At 39.4% G+C, this 13,445-nt stretch carries 14 protein-coding genes; 8 read left to right on the forward strand and 6 right to left on the reverse strand.

All coding sequences use genetic code 11. From position 1 onward, the window contains the following. Positions 1 to 35 precede the first annotated feature (35 nt). The 5 genes from GSM42_RS21225 (at position 36) to GSM42_RS17240 (ending at position 4,289) form a co-directional block, all read left to right on the forward strand. A complete protein-coding gene (locus GSM42_RS21225; RefSeq protein ID WP_338055330.1) occupies positions 36 to 977 on the forward strand; it encodes an aromatic acid exporter family protein in 942 nt (313 codons plus the stop codon). 127 nt (positions 978 to 1,104) lie between these two features. Beyond that, a complete protein-coding gene (locus GSM42_RS17225; protein ID WP_160802773.1) occupies positions 1,105 to 2,673 on the forward strand; it encodes a M2 family metallopeptidase in 1,569 nt (522 codons plus the stop codon). 52 nt (positions 2,674 to 2,725) lie between these two features. Next, the gene (locus GSM42_RS17230; protein WP_160802774.1) at positions 2,726 to 3,055 is read left to right on the forward strand and encodes a hypothetical protein; all 330 of its coding nucleotides are present in this window, start codon (positions 2,726 to 2,728) and stop codon (positions 3,053 to 3,055) included. Positions 3,056 to 3,243: 188 nt separating this feature from the next. Beyond that, on the forward strand, positions 3,244 to 3,837 hold the full coding sequence (locus GSM42_RS17235) for a TetR/AcrR family transcriptional regulator (RefSeq protein ID WP_160802775.1): 594 nt from the start codon (positions 3,244 to 3,246) through the stop codon (positions 3,835 to 3,837). Positions 3,838 to 3,854: 17 nt separating this feature from the next. Next, positions 3,855 to 4,289, forward strand: a complete 435-nt coding sequence (locus GSM42_RS17240) for a DoxX family protein (RefSeq protein ID WP_160802776.1) — start codon at positions 3,855 to 3,857, stop codon at positions 4,287 to 4,289. A gap of 56 nt (positions 4,290 to 4,345) precedes the next feature. Here the strand turns inward: GSM42_RS17240 and GSM42_RS17245 are convergent, their stop codons facing one another. From GSM42_RS17245 to GSM42_RS17260, 4 genes are all read right to left on the reverse strand, one after another. Beyond that, the gene (locus GSM42_RS17245; protein ID WP_160802777.1) at positions 4,346 to 4,657 is read right to left on the reverse strand and encodes a hypothetical protein; all 312 of its coding nucleotides are present in this window, start codon (positions 4,655 to 4,657) and stop codon (positions 4,346 to 4,348) included. Positions 4,658 to 5,915: 1,258 nt separating this feature from the next. Then, positions 5,916 to 6,488, reverse strand: a complete 573-nt coding sequence (locus tag GSM42_RS17250; RefSeq protein ID WP_160802778.1) for a UbiX family flavin prenyltransferase — start codon at positions 6,486 to 6,488, stop codon at positions 5,916 to 5,918. Positions 6,489 to 6,632: 144 nt separating this feature from the next. Next, a complete protein-coding gene (locus tag GSM42_RS17255) occupies positions 6,633 to 6,812 on the reverse strand; it encodes a hypothetical protein (protein ID WP_160802779.1) in 180 nt (59 codons plus the stop codon). 105 nt (positions 6,813 to 6,917) lie between these two features. Then, a complete protein-coding gene (locus GSM42_RS17260; RefSeq protein ID WP_160802780.1) occupies positions 6,918 to 8,291 on the reverse strand; it encodes an RsmB/NOP family class I SAM-dependent RNA methyltransferase in 1,374 nt (457 codons plus the stop codon). Between the two features lie 77 nt (positions 8,292 to 8,368). Here GSM42_RS17260 and GSM42_RS17265 point away from each other — a divergent pair, with 77 nt between their 5' ends. Together GSM42_RS17265 and GSM42_RS17270 are read left to right on the forward strand one after the other, a co-directional pair. Further along, the gene (locus GSM42_RS17265; RefSeq protein WP_160802781.1) at positions 8,369 to 9,637 is read left to right on the forward strand and encodes a purine/pyrimidine permease; all 1,269 of its coding nucleotides are present in this window, start codon (positions 8,369 to 8,371) and stop codon (positions 9,635 to 9,637) included. Positions 9,638 to 9,765: 128 nt separating this feature from the next. Next, entirely contained in the window at positions 9,766 to 11,436 is a 1,671-nt protein-coding gene (locus GSM42_RS17270; protein WP_160802782.1) for an AMP-binding protein, read from the forward strand. A 102-nt stretch (positions 11,437 to 11,538) separates the two neighbouring features. Here the strand turns inward: GSM42_RS17270 and GSM42_RS17275 are convergent, their stop codons facing one another. Further along, positions 11,539 to 11,823, reverse strand: coding sequence for a hypothetical protein (locus tag GSM42_RS17275; RefSeq protein ID WP_160802783.1), 285 nt, complete (start codon positions 11,821 to 11,823; stop codon positions 11,539 to 11,541). 364 nt (positions 11,824 to 12,187) lie between these two features. Beyond that, positions 12,188 to 12,580, reverse strand: coding sequence for a hypothetical protein (locus tag GSM42_RS17280; protein WP_160802784.1), 393 nt, complete (start codon positions 12,578 to 12,580; stop codon positions 12,188 to 12,190). Between the two features lie 250 nt (positions 12,581 to 12,830). Between GSM42_RS17280 and GSM42_RS17285 the strand changes: the two genes are divergently transcribed. Next, positions 12,831 to 13,439 carry a hypothetical protein gene (locus tag GSM42_RS17285; RefSeq protein ID WP_160802785.1) on the forward strand — a complete coding sequence of 203 codons (609 nt, stop codon included), beginning with the start codon at positions 12,831 to 12,833 and terminating at the stop codon, positions 13,437 to 13,439. Positions 13,440 to 13,445: the final 6 nt, after the last annotated feature.

Here is a 13,445-nt window from a genome sequence, read left to right on the forward strand (position 1 = left end):
AATCGATAGACACAGCAAATCGAAGGTGACACATAGTGAAAATTGGTTATCGAATTTTAAAAACAGCTTTTGGAGCTGGCATTTCGATCGCTATCGCTCAACTACTTCAACTCACTTTTTATGCATCAGCTGGTACAGTTACTATGTTGTGTATCCAACGGACAAGGAAAAAATCGTATGAAATCGCATGGCAACGTTTTTTAGCTTGTTTGATTGGTTTAAGTGTTGCAGCTGCTATGTTTACTGTTTTTGGCTACCATCCTTGGACAATCATTCTTATTATCCTCATCAGCATTCCGTTGATGATTCGTTTTAAAGCGAAAGAAAGTGTTATTGCTAGTTCTGTTTTTATCTTCCATCTATATGTACTAAAACATATCACATGGTCATTGATCTTAAACGAATTAGCATTGATGGTAATCGGGGTAAGCGTTGCTCTCTTGTTAAATTTATTCATGCCAAGTGCTGATCAAGAGTTACGTCGATTTCAACAAAAGATCGAGGAAAATTTTCGGATCATTTTTCATGAGATGTCTCAGTATTTACGTGTTGGAGATCATGATTGGAATGAAATGGAGATGGTGGAAACAGGTCGCTTGCTAAAAGAAGCGAAGGAGCGATCCGTCCACAATGTGGAAAATCGCTTTGATGAAGAGGAACTATGGTTTTATCGTTATTTCCAGATGCGAGATAAGCAATTTGATGTACTGGATCACTTGCTCCCACATATCACCTCTTTCCATCCCTATAGCGATCATGGAGAAAAACTCGCTGATTTTTTGGATGAAATAGCGGAAGGGATTCATTCTGGCAACACAGCTGAAGTCTATCTGGATAAGTTAGACAAAATGAATGAAGAGTACCGAAAGATGCCTTTGCCTCAAACCGAAGAAGAATTTGATATGAGAGCAGTATTATTTCTGATTATGAATGAAATACGGCGTTATTTGACGATCAAAAAAAGTTTAGCAAAGTAAGAAGAAAATAATAGATGCGACTTGGCATAAGGGTGTGTTCGACTGCTTTTATCTCAAATAAGATAAATGAATGTTAGGTATAGATCATAGGATGAGAGAGATGGACAAGAGATGAGGAGGAACCTCTATGGATCGTTTTCTTGGTGATGAAAATGAAAAATTAAGTAGCATGCTGCTAGCATTGAGTGAAGCGATGTGGAACGTAAATACAACCGGTGAAGAAAAATGGCAGAAAGCAGAGATGGAAGCGGAAAAAGCTTATCGGCAATATGTTTCCAATAAAGAGCGTTTTGAGAAATTAAAAGTATTACAAAAGGAATCTGCACCAGACAGCCTAAATGCACGACAAGTAGAACGCTTATATCAAGATGCATTCTCGAACCAAATTTCACCCGAGATTATCCATGAACTTGTGCAACTATCATCGACCTTGAGCAATCAATTTAACACATTCCGGGCAAAAATAGACAGCAAAGAAGTAACAGAGAATATGGTACGGGAAACACTTTTAAAAAGCACCGATGTAACACACCGAGAAAAAGTTTGGCATGCGAGTAAACAAATCGGGAAAGAAGTAGAAGAAGGTTTACTTCAACTCGTAAAACTTCGAAATAAAGCTGCGCAATCGCTCGGGTACAATGATCACTATGAGATGTCCTTTGAATTAGCAGAATTAAATTTAGAAGAAGTCTTTGCTATTTTTGAAGATCTGATCAAACAAACGGAAGAACCTTTTCGCCGAGTAAAAGCAGAGTTAGATGATGAATTAAGACAGCAATATGGTATCACAGACAAAGTGTTATATCCTTGGCACTATCATGATCCATTTTTTCAAGAAGCCCCGTCTATCCCAGGAACAGATCTAACTCCACAACTAGAAGGGAAAAATATCGAGCAACTCACGATTGATACTTTTTCTTCTTTAGGAATGGAGATCCGAGATCTATTGGTAAAAAGCGATTTATACGAACGACCAAACAAAAACCAACATGCTTTTTGTTTGGATATGGATCGTCAGGGCGATGTGAGAGTTCTTTGCAATATTCAATCCAATCAATACTGGCTGGAAACGATGCTCCATGAATTTGGTCATGCAGTGTATGACAAATATGTAGACCGCAAGCTGCCTTTTATTATTCGTACTCATGCCCACATTTTCACAACAGAAGCAGTAGCAATGTTTTTTGGTCGCATGGCAAAAGAAGAAGAATGGTTACATAAATTTATGGGCTTATCTAAAGAGCAGTTAGCTTCTTGGATGCCATTGCAACAAAAGATGCAACAGCGGAAAATGTTGATCATGGCTCGATGGATTATGACATTTGTCTTCTTCGAAAGAGAGCTGTATCGCAATCCCGATCAAGATCTCAATAGACTATGGTGGAAACTGGTGAAAGATATTCAAGGAGTTGAGCCTCCAAACGATCAAGACTACCCACATTGGGCTGCAAAGATTCACTTTACGATTGCTCCTGTTTACTACCAAAACTACTTGCTTGGTGAATTGATGGCTTCTCAGATGCATTACTACATTCAAGAGCATGTTTCTTCTGAAATATTTACGGAGCAAACCGGGCGATTTTTCATTGAGAAAGTATTCCAACCTGGAGATAAAACAGATTGGAGAGAATTGATTCAATCTGCTACGGGAGAGTCCTTAAATCCGGCATACTTTGTCAAACAATTTGTGTTATAATGCGACGGAAGGTAGACAAAAAGAACCTTCACCCAACTAACTAAGGGAAATAATGAATACTAGCGTTGAACCGAATTCTGTAAAGATGAAGGCATACAAGCTTTCTGGGGCTTGGCAAATGTACATTAGTCCGAAGCTTCCAAAGTCTCGACGACCTGTAATTAATAAAAACTCTGCTCCTAACCATCGAGGAGAAAGTAGCGGTGCAGAGGGTACACCGGTCATCATTCGGCACTGTTATGACCTTGTACGAAAGGAAAATGAAATTACGTTTACCCTTCATAAGGGTGGTATGGTTCAGGTGGGCGATACCACCCAGTATTGTGCAGGTGGTGGAGATACTTACGTAACAATTCGTGCGACCAACGAGAAGTTTGATTAATCCCTGATTCCGAGTGGTGTTAAAAAACACCACTCGGATGACCATATGAAATTAACCTAGAAGCTATACCTTCTAGGTTTTTTGATGTTTATAAATGGAAAAATGAATTCAGTAAATCCAGTAAAGCATAAAATCATTTACAAACCGATAGTCGGTATATATAATAGATAAGAGCAGGAGGAAAATTTATGAAGCAAGAAGAAAGACGTTCCCAAACAAAAAAATTATTATTAGATACTGTAAAATCACTTATTCAAACAAAAGGATGCAATCTAGTCACAATGGCTGACATCATGGAGCTATCCGGTTTATCCAAAGGAGCTATCTTTCATTATGTAAAAAGCAAGGATGAGTTATTTGCTTGGGTACTACAGGATCGGTTGGAACAAATAAATATGCAGTTTACCCAAAATGTAGACAGTAGTAATCCCACTTTTGAGCAGCCAATGGAGCAAATCGCAAATCATTTGTGGCAGCTGGAAGACGACAGCGATATAGCTAATCAGGTTTTGATTTATCTCATGAGCAAAGCACAACTACCCTTTGTTTCTAAAGTATTAACACAATTTTATGAACAGTCTATTTCGTATTCCGAAAGATGGATTAAAGAAGGGCAATCACATGGAGTGATTTCAAAAGAGTTACATGCAACCAAAAAAGCTGAAATGTTTGTGCTGTTATCTTTTGGGTTCCGTTTACGATCTACCATCCAAACAACGGATGAAAGTTTTGGAATACAAGACTACATCTCGTTTATCCATCAACAACTGCAAGGAAAATAGAGTACGGAGGGGTTAATATGGCACCATTTATAGCATTGGTGGTATCTTTTGTCTTTTTTCGAACAATAGGTTTTGCTGGGGTCGATTACTTTAATGAGTGGCACACTTCTCTGCAAGTAGCAGTCGCGATGATGTTTTTGTTAACTGCTTCTGCGCATTGGGGAAAACGAAGAGAAGATTTGATTCGCATGGTTCCTACTTCTTTTCCAAGGCCAGACATCTTGGTTACAGTGACAGGTTGGCTAGAGATAATAGGTGCAATTGGTATCGTAATTCCTCAAACATCCATGTTTGCTTCTCTAGGTTTAGCCATTATGTTGATCGCAATGTTTCCGGCTAATATAAGAGCAGCACGAGAAGGTTTAACAATTGGAGGGAAACCTACGCCAAAAATAGTAGCTCGTACTCTATTACAGATCATATTTTTGATAGCGGTATTATTAGCTGGTTAGGTTGAAGGGGTTTGTCGCTGTTCTTATTCAGAACAGCGACGATTGGAATTGGGGAGTTAACGCTCTAGTTTTGCAATCATTTGTTGAAGTGAGGTTCGCATCGCTTCAACATGATTGCTCCAGCTTGACTTCGGTCCAATCTCTCGCAGGTGTTTGATGAATCTGAGAAAAACAGTTGCATCCAATCCGGGAGGTCGTTGGTTTTCTGGTGAGCTCCAGATTGGTTCCAAGGTTTTGAGTATAAGATCCAATCCACCTCTAGTGATGGGATCAAGCTTATGCCTGTTAGGCCATTGTGGTGACAACTTACTCAGTTGTGAAGCAGCTTCTTCTAGCAGTTTTACACCATCTTGGTTAGAAAGAGACATATTATTTTCCCAATTCAGCCTGTGTGACTTGTAAGTTATTATATAGAAAATATTTTTTTGGAACAACATTCGTAAAGGAATGGAGGGGAGGACGAACCAATTTCTACTTTTAATCGGTTTGTTTCTTTACACAGAAAGAAATCACTCGATTACCGTCCCATGAATAAGTATTTTTCATAAATGATATGATCTTTAAAAAAACGCAGCGACCGATCTATGTCTTTTTTCAGAAAGAATATCAATTGGTCGATTTATACTTAGGAGAAAATCCAGCTCGCTTAGCTAGGTCCAAATTGAGTAGGTGTTCGCTTGATCTAGATCGTTTTTTTGCAATGCTGGTTCTGCCGGTCTTGGGGAGCAAGGTGAGGTATCCGCAGACGGCGGTCGCCATTATTTTTTTGTATTCAGAAGACCGAATATGTTCGTCTTTGACAGTCTTCTCTATATATCCCATCTCCTCATAGTTGTATGAGCCAAATATAGGGCTCTTCCTTCATTTCTATTAGGTCTCAAAAGCATATCAACTACAAAGGGCATAAGGGATATTGCCAACAAGGGAGTTTCATCAAAAAAATAGGCAACGGATGGAACGATCTTGTTTCTTTATGACGTATAAAATAAAAAACACCTGTGTCAGGTGCCTAAGTGATTGATCCTCAAAACCTAAACCATTTATCCTAAGTATACTTCTAGTTGAGATTCACCTATATTTCTACTTCAAGCGCTTGACCTCACACACGTCAGTCATCGTGTTCATATCTCGGAGAGTTCGCGGCTGGTTAATCTTGAGATCCACCACATTGTCCAGCATTTCCTTATTTTTGATGATCGACACACCAAAATTGGTAATGTAGAGGATATAGCCTTCAGCTAGTAATTTTAAGATGGGACTTGATTTCCCATCGCTTGAACAGCAACCTTAGGCATGCGGAAATCCTTTCGTCGGAAGACAGATAGTTCTGTCTAATTGTATTCTAGCACAGACATAGTAATCTTCCTATCTACCTGATCACCTTCATGCCTCCTATTTATTCACTCTGTATGGGGTAGGGAGACGAATGAAAGCACAAACATATCAACTTAAGCTTTCGCACAGGGGAAGAGATCATTGGTGTAAAAATGAATTGGCAATTATCGGCTGAAAGGGTAATGCAAAATAGAGATACTTGGAAAGATGTGGGAAGAGTTGAATCGAACTATTCCGCTCAATAAAAGATAAAATAAAATAAATCCCCTTATAAACAGGGGATTTTCCTTCTTATTTATTTTCGCCCCAACGTTCTACCGTACCTGTATCAATCCCAAATAGATCTAGAGCTCGTCCCACGGTATGGTTGATAATATCTTCTAAGGAGCGTGGACGAATATAAAAAGCAGGCACCGGAGGGGCGATGATGCCGCCGCTTTCTGTGATTGCAAGCATATTTTTGATGTGCGAAGTTGTAAGAGGTGTTTCCCGAAGGAGAAGGACTAATTTTCTTCGTTCTTTTAAAGCTACATCAGCAGCACGTGTTAAAAGGTTATCTGTAATAGTGTGCGCAATAGCAGACATTGTTTTAATGGAACAAGGAGCTACGATCATCCCCATCGTATGAAAGGATCCGCTTGATATGGCTGCACCGACATCTTGGATGCCATAATTCACATCTGCTAACTTGCGCAATTCTTTTACCGACATATCAGTTTCATAGTGGAGTGTCATTTCAGCTGCTTTGGAAATAACCAAGTGACTTTCGATTTCTAGTTTTCGTAATACCTCTAATATGCGAATGCCATAAATAACTCCAGTTGCTCCACTTATGCCGACAATTAAACGTTTTTGGTTACTCATATTTGATCCTCTTTCGTATATGTAGATGTATTGCTATTATAACAACAAATAGCAAAGAGGATTTTTTCTTTTACTAGTAAAAATAATGGAAATATTATATTCATAAGAAAATAAAAGAGACGTACTTGCCTATAAGGCAGACGTCTATGGATCGAATCGTGCACGAAATATGATCCTTGTTTCTGGTAGTGATATCAAAGGGACAACTGGTTCCTCGAGTACTTCTTCTTCCTCATCTAAAAAATGACTCATATAAATCCATTCCGGTTGTATCATCCCAAGTGCTATCCAGTACTTATTGGTAGCGGATTCTTTTAAAGTCATGATGTTTTTCCTTATCTATTTTTTTAGATAATAGGGTAAATTTAAGAATAACAATTAACCTATGCCTTTCGCAGTATATGCAAGGAGGCTTGGGATGATGAAAATTTATTTTGGTTGATCATAAGCGAAACGAAGCCATTTTGGATAATGATTTTTTAAGATCCCTGCTGCGCCTTTCCCCCATCCTAAAGGATATCCATCTACCGTAACTAACGTCCAACCTTTTTTTGTAGTTGGTACTGTTTCCCCTTGCAAAAAACGGTATAGTTCAGAATCAGTACTACGATAAGATTGAACCTGATTGACGCTTATTGGATCAAGAGTCATCGCTAAAGCGTGAGACGGGATAAAACGACCTTTGCGGATTTCGCCTAAGTATCTTCCTGGTTGAGCCACTTTGCACTTATCCAATGATGGTAACCCAATAGGTGATTCGTATAAATGATCTCCATAAAGTAGCAAAGAACCGGATAAAGGAATAGGGTCCTTGACATGATCACGAATAAAGGAATCCCATAATTGACCTATTTGTCTTGGAATACGAGGGTATTTCATGGTTTTTGCTGGCTTTATTTCTTCTATTTCGCTATCATTTTTCTGTAAAACGGCAACAAAATGTCCTTCTCCTCGAAGGAGATGAGGCCAAAGTCTTCCCACTTGTGATGTAGAAGATGTTAACCCAGCTTGAAAATACTCATGATTGGGTACATCGAGTAGGTGAAATTCAGGGTGTGTTTGGAGAAAATGTTCTAACGTATATTCATTTTCCCGACGGTTAAAGGTACACGTAGAGTATACAAGCCGTCCACCAGGCTTTAACATTTTGGCTGCTTCTGTTAGGATATATTGCTGGAGGTCGGCACATTTTTCACTGTTTTTGATGCTCCAGTGTTCACATGCTTCTGGGTCTTTGCGAAACATTCCTTCTCCGGAGCATGGAGCATCTACCAAGATTCGATCGAAGAAAGCCGGAAAACGATTGCTAAAGCGATGAGGCTGTTCATTTAAAACTACTGCATTGGTTACTCCAAGACGTTCGAGATTACTTATTAATGCTTTGCAGCGTTTTCCATCCACTTCATTTGCTATTAATAAACCAGAACCGTTTAATTTTGCAGCAATTTGTGTCGTTTTTCCTCCCGGAGCTGCACATAGATCCAGTATTTTCTCACCAGGAAGTGGCTGAAGAGCTTCAACTGGAGCCATTGCGCTAGCTTCTTGGATATAATAAAGACCAGCAGCATGATAAACATGTTTACCTGGACGGGATTCAGGTGAAAAATAAAACCCATTTGCACACCAAGGAATAGGTTCCAATGCAAAAGGTATCATATTGAGTAGGTTTTTTGGTGAAACTTTCATGGAATTCGTTCGTAAACTTTTGACGGCTGGTTGATTGTAAGAAGCGATAAATGGATCAAATGAATCCGCTAATTCTTTTTTTATTTCTGTTATGAAATCTATTGGTAGTACAGTCATGTAGCTTTTCTCCTATTAAAAGTAAAATTAGATGTGGACATACTTTTTATCTTATCAAAAATTCGGGAGGGTATGATATGACTTATTCTATGCGTTCACTCCAATGGTTTATTTTTCTTTTAGCCAATGGTCTTGGAGTGCCTATTGTTGTAGGTCAATTATTTCATCTATCACCAATAGAAATTGCTGAATTCATTCAACGCACTTTTTTTGTAATCGGGATTACTACATTTTTACAAGTAACATTTGGTCATCGACTGCCATTAATTGATGGACCAGCAGGAATATGGCTAGGTGTGTTTGTAGTGATGGGTCAAATTGCTGCTACGAAAAACACATTAAACTCCTTGACAGCGATCGTAATGATAGCAGGTATTGTTCTTGCTGTTTTTGGTGTCACAGGTTGGTTTAGCAAAATGTTAGCGATTTTCACCTCATTGGTGACAAGTACGTTCCTTGTACTGCTTTCTCTACAACTAAGTGGAGTATTTCTCAAAGGAATGCTAGGCATTCAGACGGATGCTACTTATTTTCCGATGAAAGAAGCTAGTGTTGCTTTTCTTATATTTGTGTTGGTGTTTGTATTATCGATGTGGGGAAAAGGATGGATGAAGACTTACAGTGTTCTGATAGGGATCGCTTTTGGATGGATTTGCTTTTTGTTGATTGGAGCTCCAAGTCATGAAACCTCGACAAATTCTGTTTTCTCTTTGCCTGAAATATTTGCATGGGGGATGCCGCGTTTTGATATTGGAGGGGTGATATCAGGTATATTAATTGGATTGGTTCTCCTGTCTAATAACGTAGCAAGTATCAAAGCAGTTAATCAAGTTGTACCTGATAAACAGAAAGCGGATAAAAAAGAATTAAACAAATCGGGTTGGGTCAGTGGATTCTCTCATATATTGTCAGCGTTTTTCTCAACAATTGGTATGGTACCACTCACAGTTACAGCGGGATTTGTGAAGATAACCAATCAGATCAGGACAAATGTCTTACAAGTAGCATGTATGGTATTGATTGTCCTTTCTTGTTTTCCACCGATTATGTCTTTTTTGTCCCTTTTGCCTAGCCAAATCGCATATGCTGCTATTCTTCCGTCTTTTGCTCAGATGTTTGCGATTGGTATTCGTACGTTGTTAGAGACAGGGTTAGATGAACGGCGCATTACGATTTTTAGTTTGTCTGTATCACTTGGGATTGGAGTTATGTTTTTACCATTGCCTTTGTTTCAAAAATTCCCTTCCATTGTTCAGTACATATTTGGAAATGGTTTACTCGTTGGAGTTGTGATTGTTATTTTATTGGATCAAATATGGAAAAGAAAACTAGATGAAAATGAGTAAAAGTGCATAAAATGAATGAAAAGTCAAAAAGAAATGATGCAAACTTTGGGGTTAGTTGGATACAATAAAGGGAGAAAGTTATTTTATGTGTGGTGGAGTTTATTCACCTTTAGGAAGGAGCCTGGCTGATGACACTGTCAAAACCATGGCTACACCAATATCCGCCTCAAATTCCTAAAACATTATCGTATCCAGATGTACCACTTACTGCATTGCTTACGGATGCAGTAAAGCAGTATCCGGACCGAGAAGCCATACATTTTTTAGGTAAGAAGATAACGTATCGGGTTTTATTGGAAGAAACTTACCGATTTGCACATGCTCTTGAACAGATTGGGATTAAATCAGATCAACGGGTAGCGATTATGTTACCCAATATTCCACAAGCCGTGATAGCGTACTATGCAGCACTGTTTCTTGGTGCTATTGTAGTACAAGTAAATCCGATGTACACCGAGAGAGAGTTACTTCATTTGTTAACTGATTCAGGAGCAAACACGATTATTTGCCTTGATATTCAATATGCGAAAGTAGAAAAAATCCGTTCGCAGACGAATATTGGGCAGGTTATCATAACAAGTGTTTCAGAGTATTTGCCTTTACGAAAGAAAATGTTGTATCCGTTTACACAGACGTCGATTCCAAGAATACCTAAAGAAGACGATGTGTATTCTTTTCAAAACTTGCTTCACCTTGTTACTGTTCCCACTCCTATACAGACAGAAAAGCAAGCCGACGATCTAGCTCTGCTGCAATATACAGGAGGGACTACAGGTCTTGCAAAAGGTTCGATGTTAACTCATCGAAATCTAGTAGTAAATGCCCATCAAGCCTCCGCATGGATGTATAAGACAAGAGAAGGTCAGGAAAAAATCCTAGGTGTTTTGCCATTTTTTCATGTTTATGGAATGACAGCCGTGATGAACTTGGCTATCAAACTCGCTGCAACGATGATCTTACTTCCTAAATTTGATCGAGACCAAATCCTCAAAACAATTGTCAAAGAGAAACCCACTATTTTCCCTGGTGCACCAACGATGTATGTGTCTCTCATCAATCATCCTCGAATTCATAAATACCAGTTAAACTCGATTGACGCTTGTATCAGTGGCTCTGCTCCTCTGCCAATTGAAGTGCAAGATAAATTTGAACAATTAACAGGTGGTCGATTGGTCGAAGGATATGGATTGACGGAAACTTCACCAGTCACTCATACTAATCTTATTTGGGATCGGAAAAAGGATTCAACCATCGGTCTTCCTTGGCCAGATACAGAGTGCAAAATCGTCTCGATGGAAACAGGAGAGGAACTAGCCCCAGGATTAATTGGCGAGCTGTATATTCGTGGTCCTCAAGTGATGAAAGGATATTGGAATCGTCCAGAAGAGACAGCAGAAGTAATCAAAGATGGTTGGTTAGCCACTGGCGATCTAGCAAAAATGGATGACGAAGGATATTTTTACATCGTGGATCGCCGCAAAGATTTGATCATTGCGGGTGGTTTTAACATTTACCCACGTGAAATAGAAGAAGTACTATATGAACATCCATCAATAGATGAAGTGGTGGTCATAGGTGTACCAGATGCTTATCGTGGGGAAACTACAAAAGCCTATGTAGTATTAAAAAAAGGAATGTCAGCCACTTCGTCAGAGCTAGATAAGCATTGTCGGGAGAATCTAGCTGGATTTAAAGTTCCTCGGCTGTATGAATTTCGTGATGAATTGCCAAAGTCAGCAATTGGGAAGATTTTACGAAGAGTATTGCAAGATGAAATGAAACAGAAGAAGCAAGAATAGTCCAGTGAAAACTGGGCTTTTTTGTTTTATGGGGGCTAGGTTCAAGAAAAAATATGGGTATAAACAACATCTTAGACAAAAGCTGGCAAGATCATTGGATTTTCAAATGAAAGGATAGAGCAGACGACCATCCTGATCTCCCCTTTGTTGAAAGGATGACAAGATGGTCGTTTGTTTGTGATCATGGGATGTAGTTGTGATTCTTCCAGATGAAGACACTCGCCTTGCCTTCCGGAATTTCCTCCCGGAGGTGTCCCACTCCCTCAGGATCGTCTCCGCGACAGGATCTGATTCCAGCATCTCGCGAAGGAACTTACGGACTTCTTCTGTGGTAGAGAAGTTGTCCCTCTGCAGATTTGCGGGCAGGTAAGGGTTTTCATGCTTCATCACTTCCCACCCATCGTCCTCGTGCGTCGGTTCTACTACGCGAGACTCCCCCACATAGTAGGGATCATCTTCCATGTAGTTTCCAGAGACGATCTGGATTGCGGAGATTCGGTCGATCACAGACATTGCTATTCCCCTCGCTGTAAGAACGGGCCTAGTAAGGAGATTATAACATATTATCTAAAAATTCATTCCACGAATTTGATGTACAAACTCAATAACTATAAGTAAAAAAAAAGCCAATTCTCTACAACGGAGGAAATTGACTTTTCATCTTTTCTATTTAATTGTCATTTATTCATGTGAAAAGCAGCCGGGCGCTCGAAGAACTAGTCTTCGTGCGCCCGTGACCCCAAAAGGTCAACTAAGCTTCCCGGAAGTACAAGTAGACTGCCCTGTTACCGGGAAACAGCAGGTCGTTCGTATGGAGCGCGTTCTTCCCATCGACGGTGGTGACGGGGCAAGTACCCTTCTGGACTCGCCGGAAGGAGACCTTGCCACACACGCTTCCCCCTACGTTCTGAAGGACGACGGGAGAGGTGATGATCTGCTTGACACCAAGGTCCGTCAGATCCAGAGCCGCATCAGCGGTGGCCGGTTCGAGGTAGACCCAAGCGTGTTCGTCACCATAGTAGACGTCCATCAGAGGATTGGGGGAGGAGGATCCTTGGACGATCCTGAAGTCGCGGATGTCCTTCTCGATTCGCCGAGATCCATCGACGAAGATGATCTTCTCGCCCTCGACGGAAAGCTGCATGATACTTCCTTTCTGCTCGCACTTTTTGGAGCCAAGTATAATTAAAATAACATATTGAATATTTCGTATCAAGTTCTCAATTGATTTAGACCCAGCAATAGTGTGTCTTCATTTCTCCATACCAGTTTTTAGCTTGAAGGGACTATTCTGTTTTTAATTCGATGGTTTTAAGGAGAATGAGATTGTATATATGTATAAAATTATATATAATTAAAATTCTTAATCATTTTTCGAATCAGGGGAATGGAATTTGAAAAAAGGAATATGGTTTTCGGCATTTATTTTATTCTTGTTAGTTGGTTGTTCTACTGCTCAAGATATGTATACTGCTTCGTATTTATCAGATAAGATTCAAATTGAATTGGATAAAGCACAAGCACAACGAAAAAATCAAATGGAAGTAGAAAAGATTTTAGCTGCTGATCCAAATATGACTGACAAAAAGAAAATCGATCAAGCTTTAGCAGATTTTAATCGTTTAGATACTCAGATCATTCCAGTATACGAAAAAACAATGAAACAAGTTCAAATAAGTGTCCATTCACTTAACCAACAGCTTACAAAAGTAAAGTCTGCGGATGTAAAGCAATTGAGTCAAAATACGATCCAAAGCTTTCAAAAGATGCTAACCGCTGAATTGGCTTATATTGAAAATGCGAAGAGATCAAGTAAATTGCAGAAGAGATATTTTACTATTTTGCAAAAAGGACAAATCCCCACTGATGCAGCTATTGACCAAATCAATCAGGATATAACAACATCTAGTGATGTGTTTACTCAGTTGAATGCCAGTATCGATGAGTTTAACAAACATTGGGAAAAGCTTGTTCAAAAAGCAGGTCAGGAGCTACAGCAATAATCTAAG

This window comes from Shimazuella alba (assembly GCF_009831235.1).
Classification (GTDB): domain Bacteria; phylum Bacillota; class Bacilli; order Thermoactinomycetales; family Thermoactinomycetaceae; genus Shimazuella; species Shimazuella alba.